The organism is Enterobacter sp. RHBSTW-00175, assembly GCF_013927005.1.
Classification (GTDB): domain Bacteria; phylum Pseudomonadota; class Gammaproteobacteria; order Enterobacterales; family Enterobacteriaceae; genus Enterobacter.
The window spans coordinates 4,337,763-4,361,793 of record NZ_CP055930.1; the positions used below are offsets into that span (position 1 = coordinate 4,337,763).

Consider the following 24,031-nt stretch of genomic DNA (forward strand, 5'->3'; position numbering starts at 1 on the left):
TATCAGGAAACCTGTCCTGGCAGGGATCTGAGTCGGCGCATTCCGGTCATTGCAGTGGCCACGTAGCTGGCTTTGCGGTTTACCACCTCCACCCAGACCTTCACGCCTTCCACCCTCACCGTATAAGTCTCTTTCATCTTGCTGCGCCCGTAGTCGCCGTAACGTTCCGCATGGGCTGCCAGCGCGATGTCACACGCCTGACGAGCGAGAGGGGACTGCTGATTGCCACGGTTAATCAGTCGCATGGCCATCTCCTTCGATACGCTTAAACTTGATCACCCAGACCCAAGGATTTCTATCCCATTCACCAAAGCCGTAAATGGAATCCCAGAGCGTAGCGAAAGCCCCTCTGGCGCTTAGCTGGTGCTGCGTCCAGCCCGGTTGGTAGTGTTTCCAAAACCCTTCCCGTAGTTGGACAACCCCCTCTGATCGCGCTTCTTCGTCGCTGATACTTTTTAACCGCTCGACCCGAACGCAGGTAATCTCCAACGTGATACGGCTGGCCCAGCGCGGCATATGGATGCTGGGTGTCCAGCGGACTTCATCAGCCGGCGGCACGTTCTCGTAATGTGGTGGTACATGCTCCGGATAGTTAGCCCGGTAAAGCAGCAATTCCGATGCGCTGGCACCAGCTTCTGCCCACGTTTCCCTTACCCAGATATGTTCGCCTGGCTTACCAAACGGACTATTCCAGTGGTTCCCAGCCGCCAATTCCCCGGCAAGCTCGTTACCTGCTAATTCACAGCCCATATTCTTGTCGATTAAGGGGAACTTAACTGGCCGCCGTGTCTCCGTCTTCCGGCCGTCGAGAATGGCTCGAACCATTTCGCTGTTGAAAATCATTCCGCGTTCGATAATTTTCGTCATATCGTTACCGGGAGGGCGAACCCTCCCGCCTCCCTTAGGCCACATATTCCGGTTTCATATCTGCCATGGTGATGCTGAACTGATCGTGCAGTTCGTCGCCCAGGTGACGCTTTGAAGATGCAAGCACGCGCTCGGCTTCCGCGAACCGTTCTGCTGCATTCGGCTCGTCTGGTTGGGGCAGGGAGTTAATCGCCGCCTCAACCTTGTTGCGTGCATCCACCAGGTAATATCGCTTAACGGCTTTGTTTTTCAGCTCGGTGAACAGGGCGGAACCCAGTGTTGCTTTGGTACTCTCGATGTCGGCACGCACCGCTTTGGCGTTATCTACATCCTGGGCACCCTCAATGCGATCCCGGAATTCTTCGGCCAGGCCATCGATATTTGCTGCCGACTCCTGCACGCTGTGAGTGGTTGTTACGGCGTCACCTTTCATATCAGCCAGGCTCACGCGTTGGGCTGGTGCTGGGTTAATTTCCTTCTCTGTGCGCTGCTCAACTTCATCTGGGGTATACACCCCCAGAACTACTGCCGGGCAGTACAGGCGCGCCCAGTACTTCAGGGCCAGGTACGCGATTTGCTGCTTCGGATTCGATACCCACAGTGGGGAGTTGCGAGTAATCACGCTGGAAAGGAATACCGGCTCGCCCCAGGTAATTTCACTTTCGCCGCGAATGACTGCGCCTACGCGAACCGACAGGCCCTGTTCATCAGCACTGGTCCAGCCGCGCACAATCTCTTTCTTGTCGTACGTACCGCCGCCTTTCGCTGGCTTCTTAACGATCTCCTCACGGCTGGTGGCACATTTCGACCAGTCGCCTTCGTACTCATAATGGAAGCGGCCTACGATGGCGTTGGAGCTGGAGATCACCGCGTTTACCAGCTGCGCTTCGTAGCCCAGCACGCCGTTGACCAGGTGCGTTTTTTGCGCCACCGCGTACGGGTTCATCCCCCACTGCATTGCCTGCATGATGATGGCCATGCAGTCGGCAGGGTTGCCGCGAAGATGTTCAGGAACTGTAACTGCTGCCTGGGCCATCAATCCGGCAACGGCTTGTAGCTGTGTTAACGCCTGCACATTGAAGATGGCATTGCTGGCAGAGATAGTGTTCGGAGCCTGCTGCTCCGCAGTTACGATATTCATGTTTTCCATCGTCATTCCCCTTATGCCTGAGTACGCAGCGCTTCTAGGCGGCGCAGGTCGAAGTCGTTCAGTTCGTCGGTGTAATCGGCGGTGATAGGCGCTGGCCATTCGCCAGTGTCGAATCCGGTAGCGATGGCGCGCATGGATTTGCGATACTCGAGCATTCCCAGCTCCAGCAGCTCAGCTGATGCCTCGATGATGGCGATCCAGTGGTAGTTCTCGTCTTTGTTGACGAAAATCCAGAAGAACTGATCCAGCGCTGCGGTTTCGCAGTACATGGCCGCGCTCAGGTGGTAATCGCGTTCAATGATTTCCCGGTGAAGCTTGGCGCGCAGGCTTTCCTGTTTAACGTTCCACATGCTGATGGTTTTCAGGTCAGCGCCAATGCGCACACCGTCCAGGTCGATTTCGAGGTCAGGGCGCACACGCACTTCAAGCCCGGTCTCTTCGTCAAAGCCGAAATAACTAACCTCAACAGCACGGCTAGGATGCTGGAGCAACATCCCGGCAGTCGGGTGCGCCAGAAGGGCCGACTGAATAGCCTGGGCGGTCGCGAGCTGCTGGCGCGTAACCAGAATCTTTTCGCCCGGGTTCTCGCGCCACGCATCCAGCAGTTCGTCAGCGAATACAGCATCCGGGTTAACAGACTTCACCGCCTGGATCATGTCGGCTTTGGTACCGGAGACTTTCAGCGGTACCGGTTTCTGTGCTTCCTGCGCTACCAGGTCGGGATTGATGATTGCCAGCTGCTCGAGCAGCGCGTCACGGCTACCGCTCGTTTTCACCTGCGGCGGCAGGGTGGCGTTGTATTCTTTGATGCAAGCCTTCATCGCGGCAGCAGTCTGCTTCTGGTCTGCCTCGATACGCTGGAACTCAGCTGGCAGCGTCATGTAGCTCTGAGCTGTTTCTTCCAGCGATGCACCGAGCGGCACCTGCGGCGGCAGGGTGGCGTTGTATTCTTCTAGCAGCGCTTTGATGTCGTCGGCGGACAGAAGCGCCGGAAGACTGGCGTTATGGGTGTCGATGAACTCCCTCAGGGTTGCAGCGGTGGTGAATGCACCTTCAGGGATAACCGGCTCTACGCTGAACTCCTCGTCGAGGTTTTCCGGCTGGAGCGCCAGACCATGCACCAGGTTGCCCATATCCAGCACTTTGGATCCTTCACGCGGGATCGTCTTCTCCACATGCCGCGCGTTGAAGTACATCAGGCTCACCCGGGCGTCTTTCACCTGCGTGCTGCTGATGCCGTTGGCGGCGTGATAGACGTTATTTGGCAGACCCTCATAACGGCCAGGCTCGAAGTACGCTGGGTATTCGGGTACTGGTTCGTTCAGCTTTACTTCTGGCTCGTTTTGTACCGGTTCTGGCGCATTCAGTTTTACAGAATCGCTGTTTTGGCTGACAGAATCCGTTTTCTGGTTAACATCCACCTGTTCCTGGTTAGCGAGACTTGGCGCCGCTGCGGCCAGAATATCTGCCGGCGCTACGGTAACTGTTTGCGGAGTAGCTGCATCAGCGCTTTCGCCTGTTGGTATCGCATCAATAACTTCGACTTTCTCTGACTGAGCCGTTTCCATCTGCACATCGCTGGTGGTCTCCTCTCGTTCTGGTGAACGGTCATCATTTTTTGATTGGTTTTCGTTCATCAGGCCATCAATGGAGAACATGCCGCCACCGAGATTTTCAACCTGCGGTTGGTTGGCTGCACCCTGGGTGCTGACGTCATCGGCTACTTCCGTTTTTTCGGAAGCGATTTGTTGGTTAATTTCATTTTCCCAACTGACTTCTGGTGCGTGCCGTGCCGCGACAAGAGTCTCTTCTGTCGGATTTTCATGGTTACTTTCTGTAAGGTTCGAATTTATGTATCCGCTGAGACGTGCGGCATTGAGGTAATACGAAGGATGAGCATTCCGGATGAGCGCGAAGATAGCGGCGCGTGAATAGTCCAGAATGCCGGGGACGTTACGTAGGGCCGCAGACCACTCTTTAAACGGACTATCTTTAGCGGATACGATGTCTTTCGCAAGACGATACGGGGCTCCGGGAATATCGTAGATATTAAAATCACCTGAAAGGGTAGCCAGGGCTATTTCCAAATCCAGAGCGTCGAGATCATGTTTCAGTTCTGGGTTGCGATCTGTCTTATTTCCGCCGCCTGCATTGGTACCGGAATCAGTGCGCTGAACATTGCTAATGCGATTGCCGGCAGCCCACTCGCGAACCAGGATGCCGCGATCGATGTGCTCTGTGTTAAACCAGATCCGGATGAACCGCATGACAAGAGACAGCTCAGTCCGTTTCCCTTCAACCGGGAAGACGGTTTTCAGAGCGGCTACAACCCGTGAGATGTCTATCTCAGAAGCATTCTTGAAGAATTCCACGTTCTCAGCAGCCAGCAGCAGGTTCTGCACATAGCTGTTATCAACATCCAGCTCGAGTTCCTGGATGGTTTTCTTCTGTTCTGCATCGATGTGATATGCATATTCATCAGAAATAAACTGGGCAAGAATGCGCTGGCGCAGGGGGAGGGTTGCCACGGTAACAAGCACAGGCGTGATTGTGGATGGGGCGCTTTCACCCTTAACAACAACTTCTGGCTCTTTATCAAAAAGCCATTTGTGAGTGGTGAGGGTTCTGTGTTCAGGCGCGCTGGCCCATTCGGTCATAAACTCTTCGAATGAACTGACGGTATAAACCTGGTCACGCTGGAACACTTGTTTAATTGCACTCACAAGGTTCCACTCAACATGGGCGGAAAGCTCCTTGATATCAGGAACGTTAGATGCTGCCAGTAACAGATTCTGCAAGTACTGGTTGCTATCATCGCTTTCCATCTGTCCGATCTGGATATGCTGCTCTTCGCTGATTTCCTTTTCTTCAGTGTCATTAATCAGGTGCGCGATGAGGCGTTGCGGGAGACGCAGGCGCGATACCGGGCGGAGTAATGCCGGTTTTTCTTCCACGATGGTGCCGTCTTTACCAGTCACAACATCAGAATTGGCGGTTTCATCATGCTGCGCGTCATCCGCCAGCAGTTTAATTTTCCAGGTACGCTGGTCTTCGTCCAGCTCGTAGCGTTTGCACCATGAATAATCAACGGTGCTTTCATCAGGAAGGTCGTTATATACCGGGAAATCGGTACGAATCGGCTTCTGATAGTCCTTGCCACGGCCAGTTTCAATGCCGCCATCTTCCAGCTCTACATCGAGCTGTAAGTTCGCGCGGGCTTCAGATTTAGCAGTGAACCAGATTACGGCATCATCTTTGCCGGATTTCTGCGTGGCTTTGACTACATAGAAAAATTCCATGTGAGATCCTCTTTTTTGGATGTAAGATCCCCGGGCCAGAGATAGCGCCCATTGGGTGAACTTTGGTTTTTTAAGTAGTTTTCCGGTGTAACTTTGGTCGGGAGCACCGGACGTACGGGCCGCCTTGCGCGGCTTTTACGTTAGCTTTCGTGGGCCATCTGGTCGTACGAAGCACAACGTTCAGAGCAGTATTCTTTTTCTTTGCGCGCCAGCTGTGAGCCGTTGCGATAGAGAAGGGTACTGTTGACTACTTCCTCCGGTTCAACCGGTTTGCCGCAGTACCCGCATTTCGTCGAGTTACACATCTGGATTCCCCTTTTGCGCCAGCAGGTAGCACAAGCGGCGAAGAATCACCTCAAAGAAGTTCAATTTAACGGCCTGCTGCCGTCCTGGTTTGCGTGCGAAATCAATCATTCTCACCCTCGTTTGCCTTATCGCCGGCCAGCGGAACGTTTACACCTGATGCGCGTTATTCTCTCCACCTCATCCCGGTCTTCGTATGCGCCGGGCCGCTACTTCGTGGGCTCCATGCCTGGGTGGTTCGTGGTGCGTCTTGGTGATAATGATTAAACACAATGTTTAAACCGGTGTCAACATTATGAGTATATTTTATTAAACAAAAAGTTTATTCCTGGGTTTATGGGAGGGCGTTACATGATAGGAGACAAAAAAATCCCGACGCAAAGGTCGGGATTGGGGAGTTCGTGGTAGGAATTGGGCGCGGAGCTGGTGGTAAGGATATAAAAAACCCGGCGCAGTGGCCGGGTCTAAATTACAAGTAATTTTTAAAGGCTTTATAGATGCCTGTGCCAATTGCAATAATTGCAGGTACGCCCAACAAAATTGCAAGCTTCGCTTCAGTGATTTTTCTATCAATGGCATCTGAAGAAGGCTTCTTATCAAGAGAATCCTTGATTGATGAGAGCTTTTCAAGCACCACGGCCATGTTTTTGTCTAAGGAGTTAACAGTTGTGTCAATTTTAGAGACAGTAGTTTTTATCTCAGTTACATCTTTTTTGATGTGGGCAACTTCAATTTCAAGAATCGATATTCTTTTTTCCATGTCGTCACCTCCATCTTCAGTTGATGTTTGAATGATCTTAGTATCATCCATTCCAACTGATGTGACAATCCGTTTTTGTTTATCCGAAGCGGCAAAACTGCAAGCCCCCATCAGTAATGTTGCCTGACTTGAAGCTACCGCTGAAAACTCTAAACCTACAGTAGACCCACTCTGATCTGAGTAAGCAATCAGTAATTTCCCTTCGTTAACAGCAGATTGAGCCACATCCATAATAGGCTATTCCTCAAACATACTTTTCAACGATTCGTAAAAATCATGAGCTTTTTGTTTGCTTAATGTAATAGATACAACCTTGGTCCTCTGCATACCCTTTACAACAATCTCTCCGGCTTCTGTGCCGATTACTGGACTGCTATTCAAAAAAACAAAGTTGAACACATCAAATCCGTTGTTTTGGGTACCGATCGTAACAACACCATCAGCATTGGTTTCAATGAAGTTCTTTGATTCAATAACATCATGTAAATGTGGAAGCTCGAGCGTAAGATCTTTGGACATTACAATCTCCAGATGGATAACTTAGTGAAATTTAATTTGCTGATATTTAATGTTTTTTTAAAGTAAAAACTACGGAAAACCTAATGCTAGATCAGAACCTAAACCACTCTTCGGTCTCATCCGTCTAAACAATTTTTCCATCTCATTCAGACGAAGCTCGAAGTACCGGCAGCGGTGATAAAACTCAAAAAACTTACTTTTCCGCTTCACAACAAAACCATCGTAGTAACCACTACGAATGCTATCAACAGCACTGCCATAACTACGATCGCAAAAGTTGTTGTGTCCTTAAAGTAAGTCTTTTCCTGCCCATTCACAGGACCAATGAGCACGATCCAGATGAAAAGGAAGGTGAAGCAAAGAACGGCGATAGAAATTAAAAACAGGCCAGTTTTCAATCGTGTCCCTCGTCGTTTGCACCAGATGCCTACTACTCAGCGTCGCCCTTGATTCGTCTACTCATGTATTTTTCATACAACTCATCCAGTTCCTTCAGGCGAAGTGCGAAGATGCGGAGCATGTTTTGCTGCTCTTCTTCCGGCAGTTGGCGATAAAGCTCCAGCAGGCGCTGTTCGTCAGTTTTAAGTCCACCTACCTCATCTACTTCTTGCCCTAAAAGCCAGGCAAGACTAACTCCAAGCGCATCCGCCAGCTTAATCGCAGAGCTTTTACCTATCGTCCCGCGCACGAACCAGTTGTTTACAGACTGGGAACTGACACCGCAAATACGCGCCATGTCAGCTTTAGAAATACCTTTTTGCTCAATGATTTCATTGAGTCTGCGCACTTGAGGGTGATCTGTCTGATGAGTTTTCTCTTTCATAACAAGATTCTAAACCAAATGTTTATTTGCTCAACGCTCAAAAAGTTGACATTAATATAAACATAATGTTTAACTTCTATCACATCACCATTGGAGCTCAGATATGAATGCATTAGACAAAGCCATTGCCACCGCGGGCAGTGCGACAAAATTGGCTGAACTTTTATCGACTAGTGCCATGAATGTTAGTCACTGGAGAAATCGGAATGCGGGTCAGGTTCCTCAGGCTCGAGTACTTCCGATTTTTCATGTCACTGGTGTAACTCCCCATGAGCTGCGTCCTGATCTCTACCCAAATCCCAGCGATGGTTTACCAAAACAGGAGCCTTAACCATGCAAACACTTTCTTTTTATCAGAGTAACAGAGCACCCACAGAACGCCTGATATTCAACTGTCACCAGGAAGCTAATGCAAAACAATCCGTCGATCACCGCGCAATCTGTTCGGCTGTTCGCGCATGGGCGGCTGCAGAAGGGCGTTTGGTTGCTGCTCTGCAAATCCTGGAGTCGGCTGAAGAGTTGCATCTTAAAGGTGTCGACCTTACCGGCCAACCTGAAGTCTGGAACGTGAAGCTGTTTCGCTGGCTGGACAACAAAGAGGACTCAGCTGTTTACCGGGAGAACGTAAAGCAGCTGGAGCCGGCAATCATGGCTGCATTGCCTTTGGCGTACCGGGATCGACTGATTAAGCATGACGATATCACTGTCCGCATTGCTCGATCGGTGAAAGAGGATGCAGAAGCCCTTCAGGCTGTTGTTCTGAATGCGCCGAAGCAGGTGCGACTGAAGGAAATCAGCGAAAAAATCGTTGCCAGTTTCTACCTGGACGGGCCGGACTCTGTGGCGCCGTTAATGGCCATGGTTACAACGATGCTGGGGGCAATGTGAAGGCCTCAGGAAAGGCGAAAGCCGCGGTGCTCGAACACCAACGGCTTTCAGGTGCAAAAACGGAGTGTAATTGCGGAGCTAAGTATGTCAAACACAGCTGAAATTATCAATTTCCCCCACAGAACCGAACAACCGGGAGGTCGTATGGCCGACCTGTCGAACGGGTATACCAAGGTCGCTAACGAGATCCAACAGCTCAAGCCTCGTCTGAGAATGTCAGGCCGGGAGTGGCAGTGTTTTGAGGCGGTGATCTGGCTTACCTACGGCTGGAACAAGAAGCAGGATCGCGTGACGAACACGGTGATTGCCGAGCTTACAGGGCTGAGTGATTCGCATGTTTCTGATGCGCTCAAATCGCTCGCAGAACGTAAAATCATCTTCAGTCAAAAGCAGGGCGTAATGAAAACGGTCGGTATAAATACTGATCTTTTTGCCTGGATTTTAGACAAACCGAAAACGGGAAAAGTCTTCCCGAAATCGGGAAAAGTGTTACCGAAAACGGGAAAAACCTTCCCGGAAACGGTAGACACCCAAGACTATAACAAGAACAATATTAAAAGATCCTCGTCTCGGAATTCTGACGAATCCCGAACCCAGAAAACTGAAAAGTTTCTCTCACGCCATCCAGAAGCTGCCGCCGGGATATACACCCCGGCAGGTAAATCATGGGGCTCCGCTGACGACCTCAAGGCCGCACGCTGGATTTACGACAGGCTTCTCACCGTCAACGCATCTCTATCCGAACCCAACTGGGCTGAATGGGCAAATACCATCAGGCTGATGCGTGTCCAGGACAAGCGCACGCACTACGAAATTTGTGACCTGTTCCAGTGGGCTAACCGGGACGAGTTCTGGAAAGACAACATCCTGAGCCCTTCAAGTTTGCGCAAGCAGTGGGATCAGCTCACCACCAAACGGCTGCGCGCAACCGGAGCGGTAAAACCTTCCCGGGGCGGTATCGACCTGCATAACACCGACTGGATTGACGGGGTGCTGGAATGAAAAATCTTGCAGAGAGCATTCGCAGTTTTGACCGGGAACAGGCACACCGTGTAGCGCACAACCTGCCTGAGCAGTACACCGAGCGTGAGCAAACTGAACAGGTAGCCAAGATTATCAACGGGCTATTCGTACAGCTGGCGGCTGCGTTTCCGGCAAGCCTGGTTAATCGCAGCCAAGAAGACGTGAACGAGATTCGCCGTCAGTGGGTGCTGGCCTTCAAAGAAAACGGGATCACCAATCTGGAGCAGGTTGAAGCCGGTATGCGCATGGTACGCCGTCAGGAGCGACCATTCCTGCCTTCGCCAGGCCAGTTCATCAAGTGGTGCAGGGAAGGGGGCTGCGTGCTGGGGATCACCGTCGCTGATGTGATGGCCGAATACTGGAAGTGGCGCAAGCTTGTGTTTCGGTACCCGAGCAGTGAGCAGTATCCCTGGCCGAAGCCGGTTTTTTACCACATTTGCCTCGAGCTGCGTCGCCGCGGAACTGATGGCCAACTGAGCCACAAAGAGCTTGAGCGTGAAGCCAGTGACATTCTCGATATGTGGGAAAAGCGCGTTATATCCGGCAAGCCAGTTCCCCCAATCCGCCGCGCTATTGCGGCACCGTCAAAAGCGAGTGGCCCCACACCAGCAGAGATGCTGATGGCTAAATATAAACAACGCAAAGACTCTGGTCTGATTTAACAGGAGAACTCATGGAAACCGTAATTCAAGTACTGGCGCAAATGGGCCGGGCAACTTATCGCGAAGTGGCTGAGCGTCTGGATATTGAGCCTGTTGAAGCGCTGAACATGTTGCGTGAACAGCGTGAACAGGGGTTGTGTGATTTTGCTGATGGCGGCTGGTTCCTTGGGTCCGTAACGGATGCGAAGCGTGTAGCTTTCGTTCCTCCGGCAAATCGTGCTCTGCATGGTGAAGCGCGAGAGCCTGTTGACCCGGCTGTGATTCGTAGCCTCCTGGCGAAGAATGGTGCCATGAATACGGCTTCACTGGCAAAAGCAGTGAACCGCAACGGGCGCGGCATGACCTCAGCAATGCGCGCGCTGGAGCGCCAAGGCATGGTGGTGAAGAACGGGCAGGGCAAGGGCGTTACCTGGTCGCTACCGATGGCGCCAACGGAAACCGCTGAAGAACCAGCAGCGTCAGCTACACCAGCAGTAACCGCAGCACCAGAATTGGCCGAACCAGTTCAGCCGAAGGACATCGCGAAGATTGTCAGTGAGATCCCGTCTTTCACTGAAAGGCGCGTAACCGCCCAGGTTGTGCCGACTGTCCGTGTTATCTCCCGCGAAATCCGCCGCGCTAAGAGCAAGCTGGCTAACCTGGAGAGATTGCGCGATGCCGTGCGCGTAGTTGGCCGTCATAAACATCTCATGCAACAGCTGGTAAATGCGGAGGTCGAGAATGGCAAGGCCTAAGACCAACCAGGAACGCAGCTTGCTCATCGCCTGGATTATCGAGATGGTGAAAAAACATGGCCGCGCAACAACCAAAGATATCGCGGAAATGTTTGGCCTACATCGCTCCACTGCCGAGAAGTACATCCGGGTAGCCATCAAACAGGGTGAACTTATCCGGCATGGCCGTTGCGGCATTTTCCGCGACCAGCGCGCAGTTATCGACTTTGACATGGAGCGTTTCACGCACCGGGGAGCAGCAGAATGACCGATTCACTGAACAACAAAGAGCTGATCGCAGTAGGGCATGAGTTCGCGCGCACGCTGAGCAGCGACACGCCAATCATCGACATGGCGATGATGTTCACGCGCCTGGCTGAACGGCTGGACTGCACCACTGCGGCGCTTCGCTATGGAGAAGTACGCGTGAAAGATAATTACTGAGAGATTCGAGAATAAAATTGCTTGGGAAAGCGATAAGGAAACCCGGCCCTTAGGCCGGATTAAAAGATACATTTACAGAGAGAAACGATCACGCTTCAGGTTGTTGTCCATCAGGTTGTTGAACTGGTAGGGCTCCAGCTGTCGCTTTATCTCGTTTAGGTCTTGTTCCGCTTTTCTTGCCAGATCTTGGCTTTCCTGGATCTGGCTTTCCAACATTCTGTTGAGTATCTCCATCTCCGGTTGCAGATTCTTTGGCATCAGTATCTTCCTCGTTTTCATCTGGGTCATGGGTGAAATCTACTACTTTCGGCTTCCCGTAAGTGGCTATATCACCATCATGAATTTTATCGCAAAATAAAGCATAGAGCGCTTCGGTTAAACCGCTTGGACTCTGTACACATTTGAAAAGTTCCTTTGCTTCCTTACGGTCTATCACAAAACCATGTGATGGATATGAAGCAATCAATTTGCCCAAAGCACCTTCTTTGAGAATATTGGACTTGGCCGTTAGCCGTTGACCATAGGTGAAGGCAATGCTCATTGCTCTCTGGTGCTCACCTAGTTTAATTGGATCAATTTGAGCTGCCATAGGAGAAACGAGAGCTTCAGTAAGTCTAGTCGCTATATCAGCAGACATCTTAGTACTTATCTGATTTTCGTATCTTATCTTAACTAGATGGGAGTTAAACGCTGAAATAGAGCGATCTTTTAACGCATCTAGAGCTGTCATGATGGCTAAACCAGAGCTCATCTCACCTATTTCATCATTTTTTTTCAGTTGTATATCTAATGGACCTAACTCGCCCATGTCCCCGATAACCAACTTATCAGCAGCAATAGCAATCAATGTTCCTGCGCTTTTACATGGGCCTACTACTAACAAAGTAACTTTGTCATAGTTGTGTTGTAAGGCCCTGCCGATACGATATCCAGCATTTGGATCCCCACCATAAGTAGCAACGCAAAAGATAACATCTTTTCTTAGGCCGTGTTGAGCTTTTCGTTCCTTTATAGCATTAGTGAGATCTTGGTAACCATCCCGATGAATGTCACCTGTATAAATATAAACGTCATGATTTTCCATTGCTTTTCCTTACGGATTCTCAGGGGGAGCCTGGGAAAACACCCTTGATATAGTTGGCATTAAAGAATGATATCGGAATTGTCCCTAAAAACTTAAATATTTTCAGGCTGGATTTCCTAACCTGGACACAGATCACCAGCATGGAGCTAGTAGTTATAGCTAAACGAGTCCCACACAATGATAGATTTCACACGGTAATTCATTGAAAAACAGATAGATATAAATTTCACTGGGGTTTTTGGGTAATTTATTTACCCATAACTAAATTAAACTCATAGTAATGGTTAATCATTTTAACCAAAATGGTTGAATTTGTTTGTGGTTCTGGTATCTTTACATCATAGAAGCGAAGCAACCCGCAGGTAACAACCTGTCATCCACAAGACTGAGGAATCAACTATGGCACTCACTGAATTCGGTAAGGCCGTCAGAAAAGCGAGGATAGATACTGACAGCACATTGTTAACTATGTCCCAAGAGCTGGAAACCACTCCTGCTTTTTTGAGTGGCTTAGAAACAGGAAGCAAAAAGATCCCCCAAAAGTGGGTCAAAAAAATTGACTCTTACTTTAGCTCTAAAGGCGTTCATTTAGAAAAGCTTGAAGAATTGGCCGCTGTTGCTAATGAAACTGTTCCAATCGATGGCCTTTCTCAGCAGCAACAAATGCTTGTCGCTGGTTTTGCGAAGTCGCAATTTACACCTGAACAGCTGAAGAGTTTTGCTGAGTTATTACAGAAAATTAACAACAAAGAGGTGTGATTATGTATCAAATGAGAGGTAACCGAGTTTCACCTATGCAAGAAGAAGAAATAGCTTTTAAAGCAATTAACTTCTGCAATGCATTCGGTATGTCATCGTCAAAACGCAAACGAAAACGATACGATGTTTTGTTCGAAAAATTATCTAGTTATGGGATCACTCTGAATGTCATGGATGACAAAGAGTGGGAATCGTTAACTTACGATCTCACCATCGGTCACTGTGACCCAGCATCTCTTACCATCACAATACCAAACAAGATTTATGTAAATGCCTGCTTGGGCGAAGAACATGCCTTAGCAGTAATTTTCCATGAACTAGGCCATCTTCTTCTTGGACATAAGCCCGTTCTGCACTTTTCTAATTCGAATCCTATACGCTCAGAAGATGCTGAATGGCAGGCTGATACTTTCGCCGAGATCGTTCTCGAAACAATTGGAGTTCGGACAAGCCAGATGTCTTTGGATTTTTATATGTGAAAAGCCCTGCGCTAACAGGGCTTTAAGGGCGGAAAGTGCGCTAACACATTCCGTAGTGTATGGAGACAATCCAATAACTACTTTCATTCTTGACGGACGAAGTGTAGTTGTTCTCCTGGCCTATTGCAATCTGTATGGATTTACAGATCTGCAGGGGACTGCTGAATTATGGCAATGGGAACCTGTAGCAAGTGTGGTAAAACATGCGAAATCATCTTTCGTTACTCAGTTTGTATCGATGGTGTAATTCGTCATGCAAGAAAAGGACATCCTTTTCCAATTCCACTTTGCTCATGCTCTACCAAAAGCGCTGCTTAAATAGCAGTGTATGCAAAACCCGCTCCGGCGGGTTTTTTTTATCCGGTGTTTAGTATATTCCAGACTGGTAAATCATTGTTCGTGATAATCGCGGAGAGAAATAAACTGGCCACTGTGGTGATGCAGTACCACCGCCGTTCGCCGAGGCGTTAGTGAGAGCAAACCTACCTGAAATGTGTTCGATGAAAGAGAATGCGGCTTGATATAATAACCATTCAACATGTGGAGGTTCTATGATTATCAGATTGACGGCGCAAGACATTAACAGTGGTACGAGCAGTTCTCGTACTCCCCAGGGACATGTTGTTTATGTTAACTCTGAACATATTATTTGGTTTCATAAAGAGGGGAAAGCTACCGTCGTTCATTTATCAGATGGTATTTCGATGACAGTTAAGGAAGACGAAAAAGATATTTTACTTACCCTTACCAAGCTCTAGCTCTCCTCGTAATATGAATATCATTCATACAGGCCGCTTACCCAGCGGCTTTTTACTTCCCACCATGATCGTTAGTGTCAGTAGCAGAAAATAATCTATGTCGATATCGACACCTTTGCCGCTTTACTGACGAACGCTTACTGAACAGGTATTTACAGTCGACACTTCTGACGGGGGTGGCTGTTAAAAGTAACGATCATTTTTTACGCGTAAGTAACTGAAATATTTATTTAAATCAATCAGATGAATGCTATTGCAGAAAGATACCTTTCATGTCCATACTTAACCAAAATGCACGATTACTGTTTATCCATACAGTAATTTGATGTATGGTTTAAACGCTACAGTAAAAAAATGAATTTTTCTTCCGGCTAACCTATTAGGAAAATTGCGGCATTTGTTATTTTTGTTGTGCCGAGGGGACTTCTCCCCACCGGAAGAGTGTATTTGTGGATAGCAAAGAAGGGGTATGTTTGTGAACGAAAGTCAGGAACAAGAAGACTGGTACGATATTATTCGACGCTCGGACGGAAGGCTTATGGGATCTATGCCTCTTGAGCGCCGATACCTCGTTTACTGTCAAAACGGAATGGTGTCATGCCGCCCGTTAATGGAGGATGAAGGTATTTTTAATTTGTCTTCTGGAACCAGATCTCTTCGTCGCCTTGGCTACCGTATAACGCAACCCTCTGATATCATGATTTCAACGGACTGAACACCCGTTAACCTGATGCGCCACGGAGAACACCATGGCGCAGTTACAACTCATCAAGCAATCATCAGGAATCCTGATCCCCGCTACGCCGGAGACCAGCGAATTTTTACAATCAAAAATCAAGCTCGGCGCTGTGCTGGTGGCCGACTTCAAACAGGTCCGTAACCCGGCATTTCATCGCCGTTTCTTCGCACTGCTGAATCTCGGTTTCGAATACTGGGAACCAACCGGCGGCGCTATCTCATCCAATGAACGAAAGCTGGTTACCGGCTACGCCAAATTCCTCGCTTCATACGGCGGGAACGAGGGAGCACTGCTGGACGCCGCTGAGCAATACCTCGACCGCATCGCCGACAAACGCACAGGTAGCATCAGCGCCTGTAAGTCCTTCGACGCATATCGCGCCTGGGTAACTATCGAATCCGGCTACTACGACGCCATACAGCTACCTGATGGCACTCTTCGCAAACATCCCCGCAGTATTGCCTTCGCCAATATGGACGAAACCGAGTTCCAGCAACTCTACAAAGCGGCACTTGATGTCCTTTGGCGCTGGATATTGTCCAGGGCATTCAGGGACCAGCGAGAAGCAGAGAACGCAGCCGCGCAACTGATGAGCTTTGTGGGGTGATGGTGATGAAAGAAACTTGGTTCCAGTACCCAGAGTGCACCACACAGCAAGCTGAAGAGCTCATGGCTAAATATCGGTCGCGTGGGATTGCTGTTGAGCGCAGTCTTAACGCCGATTTTGTTACATGGACGGTCAGCGCCAGGCTGCCGGAAGGTAAAAATCCGCCGCGCGCCAGCCGCCAGTGGCAAAGCCGGATGTGGGGGTGAGCATGGCTAACTTACGCAAAGCTGCTCGCGGACGTGAGTGCCAGGTCCGCATCCCGGGAGTTTGCAACGGTAACCCGGAGACATCGGTGCTGGCGCATATCCGCATTGTTGGCCTCTGTGGTACCGGAATTAAACCCCCAGACCTGATCTCCGCTATCGCTTGCAGTAGCTGTCACGATGAAATTGATCGCCGCACTCAGTTGGTCGATGCGGGGTATGCGAAAGAGTGCGCGCTGGAAGGCATGGCACGAACACAGGTTATCTGGCTGAAAGAGGGGCTCGTGAAAGTATGAAGATTTACGATATCACGCCCGTCAGCAAACCTCGCATGACTCAGCGCGACCGATGGGCTAAACGTCCGGCAACCGCAGCATATTGGGCTTTCAAAGATGAAGTACGCCTGCTTGGGATCAGCCTGCCGGAATCCGGCTATCACGTCACTTTTGTTATTCCCATGCCAAAGAGCTGGAGCCAGAAGAAGCGCGCGCAACTGAACGGCCAGGCTCATCAGAAGAAACCGGACAAAGACAACCTGGAAAAGGCGTTACTCGATGCCATCTTCGACGACGACAGCCGCGTATGGGATGGCCGGGTAACAAAAGTCTGGGGTGAAAAAGGGCAGATCATCATCGGGGAATGCGCGAAGTGAACAGAGAACATATTGAGCGTTACCAGGCAGAAAGCGTTAAGCGTGCAAATATGCCGCCGATTGCAAAACACGGGCAGAACAAGCAGACCAAACAGCCAGAGAGGGCAGCAGCATGAATCTTGAAAATACTCTTCGATATCACTTCGCCAAATCAACTCTGATTAGCGATTCCCCTCGCGCCACTGCATCAGATTCGCTGACCGGAACAGATATCATGGCTGCCATGGGCATGACACAGGAGCGAGCTGCAATGGGATATAGCGCGTTCCTCGGAAAAATGGGCATTAGCCAGAATGACCGGGAGAGGGCGATCGAGCTTCTGGCTGAATATGCCCTGACCAAATGCGATGAGGTGGCTGCGCTCCGCAAATTAGACCCCGCTGTTAAACCGCTGGTGATGCACCAGCTGGCTGCATTCGCTTTTGAGGATTACTCGCGCAGCGCGGCCAGCACGAGAAAGTGTGATTGCTGCGATGGTGAGGGGTTCATTGAAGCTGATGTGTTCACAATGAAATCTCACTACACCATGAGACTCCCGCAGTGGGCAAAAGACCTTAAGCAGTCACCAGGTGATTTCGAGGTTAAACGCCAGGTGAAAGAGGTGGTGAGGGTGTTGTGCACGGCCTGCAAAGGAAAGAAGGTTGTCAGTTGCGCCTGCAATGACTGCCACGGGCGCGGGAAAGCGGTGAATCAGGAGCTCACTGAAAAGCAGGGTGTACCGGTTCTGTCCGATTGCAAGCGCTGCGGTGGTCGCGGGTATGAACGCATTCCATCAACAGAAGCCTATGCAGCTGTTTGCCAGATAACAGATGCGATAAGTGTTGCCACCTGGGAGAAGTCTGTTAAGCGCTTCTACGATCAGTTGATCACGAAATTCGATATTGAAGAGGCATGGGCTGAATCACAACTTAATGCGATAACGCGATAGCGCATGAATTAATTGAGCGATATTTTATCGTGAGCTATTTACATATCCGGAATCTGTGTTAATTTCTCTCTAACGATGGGTTACTGCCTTCGTTTCAAGCCCTGCGGATAACACCGCGGGGCTTTTGCGTTTCTGGAGGATAAGAAAATGCCAAGTCATTAGGCGGATAGACCGCACCTACAAGCAGCAGTCATGATGCTGCCCCGAGTCTCCGAGTAGAGAGCCAGCTTTGCATCTGGTGAGGGTTAATAAGAAAAGAAGCACCGGTGTCGCCGCGTAAGAGCCAATTACGCACTGGTTAGAGCCAACGGGGAGCAGAGACGAACCGGGGTGATGAACTCAAGGGCATGAGCGTGGCCACTCCGGGAAGTGGCAAAGAATTCTAGAGGCTCGCATGTGCGGGCCTTTTCTATTTCAGGCTCCGTGAAACCTTCACTTCGTGCTGTCGTTAAATCAACCCGAGAGCCTGATCCCTTTAGAGCCCACAGCACCCGCACATAGCGAGGTGAGAGACGATGAAAATGCATAACGATCCCCACTCCTGGACGGAGTTTATCGAACTGCTCCACAGCTGGTGGCGCGGTGAAACGCCGATGGGTGCCGTATTGCTATCGGTAGTCATGGCTGCCATGAGGATCGCCTACGGCGGTGGCGGCTGGAAAAAAATGATTCTGGAGGGCTCAATTTGCGGCGCGCTAACTCTTACAGCTGTATCAGCTCTTGATTACTTTAACCTTCCGCAATCTCTGTCAATTGCTATCGGAGGAGCGCTGGGCTTTGTTGGTGTTGAACAGGTTAAAGCTGTAGCTGGCAGGGTGTTTAGTTCTCGATTCGGAGGTGGCGATGCAAACCAGTGATAAAGGCATTGCGCTGATCAAAGAGTTCGAAGGTTGCAAACTCACCGCCTACCAGGACAGTGTAGGCGTCTAGACGATCGGCTATGGCTGGACTCAGCCTGTAGATGGGAAACAAATCCGCGCCGGAATGACCATGAAGCAGGAGACGGCAGAGCGCCTGCTGAAGACCGGCCTGGTAAGCTATGAAAGTGATGTTTCTCGCCTGGTTAAAGCCGGGCTGACTCAGGAGCAATTCGATGCCCTGGTGTCGTTCACGTATAACCTCGGCTCTCGCTCATTGTCGACTTCGACACTGTTGCGGAAACTCAACGCCGGTGATTACGCTGGTGCTGCTGAAGAGTTCCTGCGCTGGAATAAAGCTGGTGGCAAAGTCCTGAATGGGCTGACGCGGCGGCGTGAGGCGGAGCGTGCTCTGTTCCTGTCGTGATTACCCTTGCTGATATCAAAGCTGCATGGCGTTCAATAGCGCTGTTGGTTGTGATTATCGTCGTTGCCGTGCTGTGTGTCCTGCTGGCAAATAGCCGAACCGATGTAGCTACGTTGAAGAGTGATAATGACGTTCTGCGAAATGATAACACTTTGCAGGGGACGGTTATCGCAACACAGGCTCTTAACTTTAACCGTTTTAACCAGGTAGCCGAAAACGCCAGCCGCAACAATTCACTGATTGATGCCAGCACCGATAACACCGTTATCGAATACCGGGAGATTCTCCGCCGTGAAAAAACCTGTGATCTGCCTGTTCCTGCTGATGTTGCTGGTGGGTTGCTCGCATACGCGCACCGTTTACGTGCCAGCGCAATGTACCCCGATACCGGCAACACTGACACAGCCAATGATAGTGCCACTTCCCCCGGCTCAATAACCTACTGTCAGGCTGCTCTCTGGATTAAGCCGCTGCTGGCCGTGATTGAAAAGGGCAACAATAACCTGGCTGGCATACGGCAGATTGAAAAAGAGCGCCAGTGAGCTTTAAAAAAGCGTGGCAGGCGAACTGCCAGAAAGAAACCAGAGCCTCGCAATAGCGGGGCTTTTTGCTAACCGAGGAATCCAAATGACTGTACGTGCAAAATTTCAATGTAACAGCATCAATAAATCGCCAGATAATTCTTCTGCTGTCGTCAACCTGATGGCGATAACGACCGGCAGTACGGAGAACGAAGCCTGGTCGAAGTATACCCCCAGCGGTCAACTGCAGATGGTCATCTCTAACCCAGCAGCTTTCGAACAGTTCGAGCAGGGCAAAGAATACTTCATCGATATTCAGCCGGCGCAGTAACCATTACAAAGCTCATCTGCTGGTGGGCTTGATAATGGTTATCCCCTATAGCTGATAAGACATTCAATATACCAACAAAGACATTGGGTGGCGGCAACCAACAGAGGTCGAAAAGTAGCAATTTGATGTCAGAAATGTTGTAAAGTTAAAATGAACGAAACCTATAAATGCTGCATAAACCTAAGAAAAGAGCTAAAAGCTTATGTTTATCTCAAGTGAAGACCTCAACGGCTACTTTATGATTTTTAGCCTGATATCAGCGATAGTCTTCTTAAGCCTAACGCTAATTTCATATGGGCTTCAGATGAAAAAGCTGATGATCCTATTCCTTGTGTTTTTACTGATTTCAAGCGCAGCTGCTGTAGTGCAGTTTTAAATCATTTACCCACGTCAAAAGGATAGGTTCGGTGGTATCAGTTCTTAATGCCTCACCATTGACAACTTTTTTTCTTGGTCTATCACCGATTCTCTGTCTGATCCTTCTTGCTTAGTCGTTCTACATGTATAGGCTGGGTTACAGGAGGCTGGCTGACCTGCTCCCCGTTGATTAGTACACCCCGATGTTAGTAATGTCTTCATAAGCCACATGAGGACATCCCCATGAAGAAGCGTTTTTCCGACGAACAGATCATCAGTATTCTCCGCGAAGCCGAAGCTGGGGTACCCGCCCGTGAACTCTGCCGCAAGCATGCCATTTCCGATGCCACGTTTTACACCTGGCGTAAGAAGTATGGCGGTATGGAGGTGCCTGAAGTTAAGCGCCTGAAGTCGCTTGAGGAAGAGAACGCCAGACTCAAGAAGCTGCTTGCCGAAGCCATGCTGGATAAAGAGGCGCTTCAGGTGGCTCTTGGGCGAAAGTACTGACGACAGACCAGAAGCGGGAAGCCGTGATGTTGATGTGTGATGCGACCGGTCTGTCGCAACGTCGTGCCTGCAGGCTTACAGGTTTATCCCTGTCGACCTGCCGCTATGAGGCTCACCGTCCGGCTGCTGATGCGCATTTATCAGGGCGCATCACTGAGCTGGCACTGGAGCGCAGGCGTTTTGGCTACCGTCGTATTTGGCAGTTGCTGCGCCGTGAAGGGCTTCATGTTAATCATAAGCGCGTGTACCGGCTTTATCACCTCAGTGGCCTGGGCGTAAAACGCAGAAGACGTCGTAAAGGGCTGGCAACAGAACGTCTGCCGCTGCTCCGTCCGGCGGCGCCCAATCTGACCTGGTCGATGGATTTCGTCATGGACGCACTTTCCACCGGTCGCAGGATCAAGTGTCTTACCTGCGTCGATGATTTCACAAAGGAATGCCTGACGGTCACTGTTGCCTTTGGGATTTCAGGCGTTCAGGTCACGCGTATTCTGGACAGCATTGCACTGTTTCGAGGCTATCCGGCGACGATAAGAACTGACCAGGGGCCGGAGTTCACTTGCCGTGCACTGGATCAATGGGCCTTTGAGCATGGTGTTGAGTTGCGCTTAATCCAGCCGGGCAAGCCAACGCAGAACGGATTTATTGAGAGCTTTAACGGACGATTTCGCGATGAATGTTTGAATGAGCACTGGTTCAGCGATATCGTTCATGCCAGGAAAATTATTAATGACTGGCGGCAGGATTATAACGAATGCCGCCCGCACTCCACGCTGAATTATCAGACACCGTCTGAATTTGCAGCGGGCTGGAGAAAGGGTCATTCTGAGAATGAAGATTCCGACGTTACTAACTGAGCGTTGTATCTAATCGTGGGGGCAGGTCATGGCTACTGCATTCATGATTTTAACTGTATTGATAGGGATACCAGCCTTGATATTAACGTATGTATTGTCGAGGTAGCAGATTGTTGGCCTTACAACAGGCATTCATGCAGTACCTTTGCGAATGACATACAAGCTGATTTGCGAATCGGTAAGGGAGTCAAACAACGCGAACCGATTTTTAAGTCATAATTAAAACTCCCCAATTCATGAGGAGTTGCTTATGCTTGAGGGACGGTCAGAAACATTACATTGCGGATCAATGTGTTTTGCGGTCTATGGCCCAGATGAAGTTATCAGCAACTTCGTCGATTACCTTAAAACCTCTGCTGGTGGCTTACTCGATATACGTGTTATAGCTGGTCGAGACGAGAAGGGTAGGATAAAAGTGGCTATTACAGGAAACACTGTAGAGCCGCAATCCATTGAGGCTTTCATGCATCAGTTCATTGATAGCTACAACAGCTGATAGAAAATCAGACCGCCTTCGTGAAGTGAACCCCGAAAGTTGGACATCCAACGATTAGGGGTTTTGCGTTTCAATGGGCAGAAAAAAATACTCACCTGAATTCAAGCAGCAAGTCGTACTCCACTATCTGTTCAGCAGTGATGGTGCAAAGAAAACAGCGCGGTTGTTCGGCGTTGATCACGGAGCGGTCAGACGCTGGACTGAGCACTGGAAAGTGAATGGGATGGACAGTTTTACCATTCCTACCAGGGCTTACTCTGCCGAGTTTAAAGAGTCTGTCGTGCTCTGGATGCAGCAACACAACAAATCATCCCGGAAAGCTGCGGCGGAGTTTCGTATTGCAGCCGCTTGTACTGTCAGCAAATGGGAGCGTCTTTACCGTACTGGCGGTATCATTGCCCTACAGGATAAACCCAGAGGACGCCAGATGAAGTCAGGGAAGAACGAAACTTCAGATAAAGAACTTAATAATCCCCGTCCAGCGTTCCAGAACGCTGAGGAAGAACTTGAATACCTGCGTGTTGAGAATGCCTACCTAAAAAAGCTTCAGGCCTTGATTCGGGAAAAGCAGAAGACAAAGCAAAAATAATTACCGAATTGAGGCGAAACCATAACCTGAGAATGCTGCTTCATATAGCAGGATTACCTCGCAGCACGTACTACTGGCATGTCAAAGCAGATAGCCGTGGAGAGCGCTATGAGGGCGAACAGCAAAGAATAGCCGCACTGTTCCACTATCATAAAGGACGATATGGTTACCGGCGCATTACCCTGGCGTTGCGTAATGAAGGCTATGGCATTAATCATAAAACAGTACGGAAACTGATGCGCAAGATGGGGCTGGCCTCATGCCTGAGAAGCAAAAAGTATCAGTCATACAAAGGCACCTACGGTAAAGTAGCGCCAAATACCCTTGCACGTGATTTTAAGGCCAGCAGTCCAAACCAGAAATGGGTCACGGATGTGACAGAGTTCAACGTAAAAGGGACAAAGCTGTATCTGTCACCAGTGCTTGATCTGTATAACAGCGAGATAATAGCCTGGAATATGACGACGCATCCGGGAATGAATCTGGTCGAAAACATGCTCAGCAAAGCCGTCAAGAGGCTGAAACCGGGTGACAGACCGGTACTGCACTCTGATCAGGGTTGGCAGTATCAGATGGCACGGTATCAGGAGAAACTTAAAGCTAAAGGCATAGAACAAAGCATGTCGCGCAAAGGGAACTGTCTGGACAATGCAGTGATAGAAAATTTTTTTGGTCTGCTGAAAACAGAATGTTGGTACCACGAAGAGTTTGAAAATACAGACCATCTACGAAAAACGGTGGAAGAGTATATCCACTACTACAACAACGAACGAATCAAGCTAAAACTAAACGGCCTGAGTCCGGTACAATACCGAACCCAGGCCATGTCAGCCGCCAGTTAAGAACGTGTCCAATATATGGGGTTCACTTCATTCGGGCGGTTTTTTGTTGGTATCACTTTGCTGTACTGCAGACCTTTTTGAAGAAAGGTTGTGCACTCCAAATGATGGTGCCAGCAAGTGCGATACCAATGAACCATGGAATAAGAGAGCCATTAAAAAAATGATCTCCGATATCTCGCCCTGTCCATAAACAGGTAAAAACGGTTGCTGCGGAGTACCATCCGCGAATGAAATTTGGCTTACTGAACATGTGTATCATCCTTAACTTTTTTATTTTAATGACAATGTCGCTTTAGCATGAACAAAAAGCAATTGCCATCACAATGGGCAGACCCATCGTAATGGCGGTATGGTTACACTCTTTTCCCGTCAACCGTAACACTGGCATCAGCTGAGCTGTTAGGGATGTAAATTCTGACTTTGGAGCCGCTTTCGGTAATCACCTCAATCGTCACAGATGTTGGCGGCGCGCCAGTATCGTCGCCTGTGAAAGCGGTAACGATCTCTTCTGAGGTTCTGTCTTCAATGATTGGCATAAGCGCGCCGTTAACCAATCCAGCGTAGATCTTCACGTTGCCCATAGGCAT

At 49.6% G+C, this 24,031-nt stretch carries 31 protein-coding genes and 2 pseudogenes; 21 read left to right on the forward strand and 12 right to left on the reverse strand.

All coding sequences use genetic code 11. The annotated features are described in order from the left end of the window. Nucleotides 1–2: 2 nt before the first annotated feature. The 9 genes and pseudogenes from HV107_RS20905 to HV107_RS20940 form a co-directional block, all read right to left on the reverse strand. Nucleotides 3–245 (reverse strand): DUF4060 family protein, encoded by a 243-nt coding sequence (locus HV107_RS20905; RefSeq protein ID WP_182060655.1) that lies wholly within the window; start codon nt 243–245, stop codon nt 3–5. Then, nucleotides 232–867 (reverse strand): hypothetical protein, encoded by a 636-nt coding sequence (locus HV107_RS20910; RefSeq protein WP_182060656.1) that lies wholly within the window; start codon nt 865–867, stop codon nt 232–234. Before HV107_RS20910 ends, HV107_RS20905 begins: the two co-directional genes overlap by 14 nt. A gap of 34 nt (nt 868–901) precedes the next feature. Then, nucleotides 902–2,017: a RecT family recombinase gene (locus HV107_RS20915; protein ID WP_182060657.1), complete on the reverse strand. Its 1,116-nt coding sequence runs from the start codon at nt 2,015–2,017 to the stop codon at nt 902–904. A gap of 11 nt (nt 2,018–2,028) precedes the next feature. Continuing rightward, nucleotides 2,029–5,316 (reverse strand): RecE family exodeoxyribonuclease, encoded by a 3,288-nt coding sequence (locus tag HV107_RS20920; protein WP_182060658.1) that lies wholly within the window; start codon nt 5,314–5,316, stop codon nt 2,029–2,031. 140 nt (nt 5,317–5,456) lie between these two features. Further along, a complete protein-coding gene (locus HV107_RS27390) occupies nt 5,457–5,621 on the reverse strand; it encodes a YdaE family protein (RefSeq protein WP_259349648.1) in 165 nt (54 codons plus the stop codon). Continuing rightward, nucleotides 5,614–5,769: pseudogene (locus HV107_RS27395) on the reverse strand (hypothetical protein); the annotation flags it as partial. The gene HV107_RS27390 and the pseudogene HV107_RS27395, both read right to left, overlap by 8 nt. Before the next feature lie 319 nt (nt 5,770–6,088). Continuing rightward, nucleotides 6,089–6,610 carry a hypothetical protein gene (locus tag HV107_RS20930; RefSeq protein WP_259349649.1) on the reverse strand — a complete coding sequence of 174 codons (522 nt, stop codon included), beginning with the start codon at nt 6,608–6,610 and terminating at the stop codon, nt 6,089–6,091. A gap of 6 nt (nt 6,611–6,616) precedes the next feature. Beyond that, the gene (locus HV107_RS20935; RefSeq protein WP_182060659.1) at nt 6,617–6,898 is read right to left on the reverse strand and encodes a hypothetical protein; all 282 of its coding nucleotides are present in this window, start codon (nt 6,896–6,898) and stop codon (nt 6,617–6,619) included. A 430-nt stretch (nt 6,899–7,328) separates the two neighbouring features. After that, nucleotides 7,329–7,721: a helix-turn-helix domain-containing protein gene (locus tag HV107_RS20940; RefSeq protein WP_182060660.1), complete on the reverse strand. Its 393-nt coding sequence runs from the start codon at nt 7,719–7,721 to the stop codon at nt 7,329–7,331. A gap of 103 nt (nt 7,722–7,824) precedes the next feature. On the opposite strand from HV107_RS20940, the gene HV107_RS20945 reads away from it, so the two are divergent. The 7 genes from HV107_RS20945 to HV107_RS20975 all read left to right on the forward strand — a co-directional run bounded on the left by HV107_RS20945 (nt 7,825) and on the right by HV107_RS20975 (nt 11,451). After that, nucleotides 7,825–8,052: a YdaS family helix-turn-helix protein gene (locus HV107_RS20945; RefSeq protein WP_182060661.1), complete on the forward strand. Its 228-nt coding sequence runs from the start codon at nt 7,825–7,827 to the stop codon at nt 8,050–8,052. A gap of 2 nt (nt 8,053–8,054) precedes the next feature. Further along, nucleotides 8,055–8,609, forward strand: a complete 555-nt coding sequence (locus HV107_RS20950; protein WP_182060662.1) for a toxin YdaT family protein — start codon at nt 8,055–8,057, stop codon at nt 8,607–8,609. Between the two features lie 84 nt (nt 8,610–8,693). After that, nucleotides 8,694–9,611: a replication protein gene (locus HV107_RS20955; RefSeq protein WP_182060663.1), complete on the forward strand. Its 918-nt coding sequence runs from the start codon at nt 8,694–8,696 to the stop codon at nt 9,609–9,611. Beyond that, entirely contained in the window at nt 9,608–10,294 is a 687-nt protein-coding gene (locus tag HV107_RS20960) for a replication protein P (protein ID WP_182060664.1), read from the forward strand. The genes HV107_RS20955 and HV107_RS20960 overlap by 4 nt, the downstream gene beginning before the upstream one ends. Before the next feature lie 11 nt (nt 10,295–10,305). Then, a complete protein-coding gene (locus tag HV107_RS20965; RefSeq protein WP_182060665.1) occupies nt 10,306–11,028 on the forward strand; it encodes a DUF1627 domain-containing protein in 723 nt (240 codons plus the stop codon). Next, the gene (locus tag HV107_RS20970) at nt 11,015–11,275 is read left to right on the forward strand and encodes a DUF977 family protein (protein ID WP_182060666.1); all 261 of its coding nucleotides are present in this window, start codon (nt 11,015–11,017) and stop codon (nt 11,273–11,275) included. Before HV107_RS20965 ends, HV107_RS20970 begins: the two co-directional genes overlap by 14 nt. Further along, nucleotides 11,272–11,451 (forward strand): hypothetical protein, encoded by a 180-nt coding sequence (locus tag HV107_RS20975; RefSeq protein ID WP_182060667.1) that lies wholly within the window; start codon nt 11,272–11,274, stop codon nt 11,449–11,451. The genes HV107_RS20970 and HV107_RS20975 overlap by 4 nt, the downstream gene beginning before the upstream one ends. A gap of 88 nt (nt 11,452–11,539) precedes the next feature. Here the strand turns inward: HV107_RS20975 and HV107_RS20980 are convergent, their stop codons facing one another. Then, nucleotides 11,540–12,535 (reverse strand): SDH family Clp fold serine proteinase, encoded by a 996-nt coding sequence (locus HV107_RS20980; RefSeq protein ID WP_182060668.1) that lies wholly within the window; start codon nt 12,533–12,535, stop codon nt 11,540–11,542. Nucleotides 12,536–12,934: 399 nt separating this feature from the next. On the opposite strand from HV107_RS20980, the gene HV107_RS20985 reads away from it, so the two are divergent. From HV107_RS20985 to HV107_RS21055, 14 genes and pseudogenes are all read left to right on the forward strand, one after another. Then, entirely contained in the window at nt 12,935–13,294 is a 360-nt protein-coding gene (locus HV107_RS20985; RefSeq protein ID WP_182060669.1) for a helix-turn-helix transcriptional regulator, read from the forward strand. Between the two features lie 2 nt (nt 13,295–13,296). After that, nucleotides 13,297–13,773 carry an ImmA/IrrE family metallo-endopeptidase gene (locus HV107_RS20990; RefSeq protein ID WP_182060670.1) on the forward strand — a complete coding sequence of 159 codons (477 nt, stop codon included), beginning with the start codon at nt 13,297–13,299 and terminating at the stop codon, nt 13,771–13,773. 551 nt (nt 13,774–14,324) lie between these two features. Next, nucleotides 14,325–14,531 (forward strand): hypothetical protein, encoded by a 207-nt coding sequence (locus HV107_RS20995; protein ID WP_182060671.1) that lies wholly within the window; start codon nt 14,325–14,327, stop codon nt 14,529–14,531. Between the two features lie 749 nt (nt 14,532–15,280). Continuing rightward, nucleotides 15,281–15,877, forward strand: coding sequence for a DUF1367 family protein (locus tag HV107_RS21000; protein ID WP_182060672.1), 597 nt, complete (start codon nt 15,281–15,283; stop codon nt 15,875–15,877). Between the two features lie 62 nt (nt 15,878–15,939). Then, complete coding sequence (locus HV107_RS21005) at nt 15,940–16,083, forward strand: hypothetical protein (RefSeq protein ID WP_409050233.1); 144 nt, start codon at nt 15,940–15,942, stop codon at nt 16,081–16,083. A gap of 2 nt (nt 16,084–16,085) precedes the next feature. Continuing rightward, nucleotides 16,086–16,376 carry a DUF1364 domain-containing protein gene (locus HV107_RS21010; protein ID WP_182060674.1) on the forward strand — a complete coding sequence of 97 codons (291 nt, stop codon included), beginning with the start codon at nt 16,086–16,088 and terminating at the stop codon, nt 16,374–16,376. Next, the gene (locus tag HV107_RS21015) at nt 16,373–16,732 is read left to right on the forward strand and encodes a RusA family crossover junction endodeoxyribonuclease (protein WP_182060675.1); all 360 of its coding nucleotides are present in this window, start codon (nt 16,373–16,375) and stop codon (nt 16,730–16,732) included. Before HV107_RS21010 ends, HV107_RS21015 begins: the two co-directional genes overlap by 4 nt. 112 nt (nt 16,733–16,844) lie before the next feature. After that, nucleotides 16,845–17,660 carry an antitermination protein gene (locus HV107_RS21020; protein WP_182060676.1) on the forward strand — a complete coding sequence of 272 codons (816 nt, stop codon included), beginning with the start codon at nt 16,845–16,847 and terminating at the stop codon, nt 17,658–17,660. A gap of 515 nt (nt 17,661–18,175) precedes the next feature. Then, a complete protein-coding gene (locus HV107_RS21025) occupies nt 18,176–18,517 on the forward strand; it encodes a phage holin, lambda family (RefSeq protein ID WP_014071190.1) in 342 nt (113 codons plus the stop codon). Beyond that, nucleotides 18,504–18,944 (forward strand): annotated as a pseudogene (locus tag HV107_RS21030) (lysozyme). The gene HV107_RS21025 and the pseudogene HV107_RS21030 overlap by 14 nt, the downstream one beginning before the upstream one ends. Next, entirely contained in the window at nt 18,941–19,486 is a 546-nt protein-coding gene (locus tag HV107_RS21035; RefSeq protein WP_182060677.1) for a hypothetical protein, read from the forward strand. Before HV107_RS21030 ends, HV107_RS21035 begins: the two are co-directional and overlap by 4 nt. An 85-nt stretch (nt 19,487–19,571) precedes the next feature. Then, nucleotides 19,572–19,796, forward strand: a complete 225-nt coding sequence (locus HV107_RS21040; protein WP_182060678.1) for a hypothetical protein — start codon at nt 19,572–19,574, stop codon at nt 19,794–19,796. A 600-nt stretch (nt 19,797–20,396) separates the two neighbouring features. Next, nucleotides 20,397–21,517 (forward strand): IS3-like element ISSen4 family transposase gene (locus tag HV107_RS21045; RefSeq protein ID WP_087451024.1). Its coding sequence is split into 2 segments (ribosomal slippage): nt 20,397–20,655 and nt 20,655–21,517, totalling 1,122 coding nucleotides; the frame shifts between segments, so codons are not numbered across the junction. 569 nt (nt 21,518–22,086) lie between these two features. Next, nucleotides 22,087–23,444 (forward strand): IS3 family transposase gene (locus HV107_RS21055; RefSeq protein ID WP_105318584.1). Its coding sequence is split into 2 segments (ribosomal slippage): nt 22,087–22,549 and nt 22,549–23,444, totalling 1,359 coding nucleotides; the frame shifts between segments, so codons are not numbered across the junction. A 52-nt stretch (nt 23,445–23,496) separates the two neighbouring features. Here HV107_RS21055 and HV107_RS21060 read toward each other — a convergent pair. Both HV107_RS21060 and HV107_RS21065 read right to left on the reverse strand, forming a co-directional pair. Continuing rightward, the gene (locus HV107_RS21060; protein ID WP_182060680.1) at nt 23,497–23,694 is read right to left on the reverse strand and encodes a hypothetical protein; all 198 of its coding nucleotides are present in this window, start codon (nt 23,692–23,694) and stop codon (nt 23,497–23,499) included. 103 nt (nt 23,695–23,797) lie between these two features. Next, nucleotides 23,798–24,025: a hypothetical protein gene (locus tag HV107_RS21065; RefSeq protein WP_182060681.1), complete on the reverse strand. Its 228-nt coding sequence runs from the start codon at nt 24,023–24,025 to the stop codon at nt 23,798–23,800. Between the last annotated feature and the right edge of the window lie 6 nt (nt 24,026–24,031).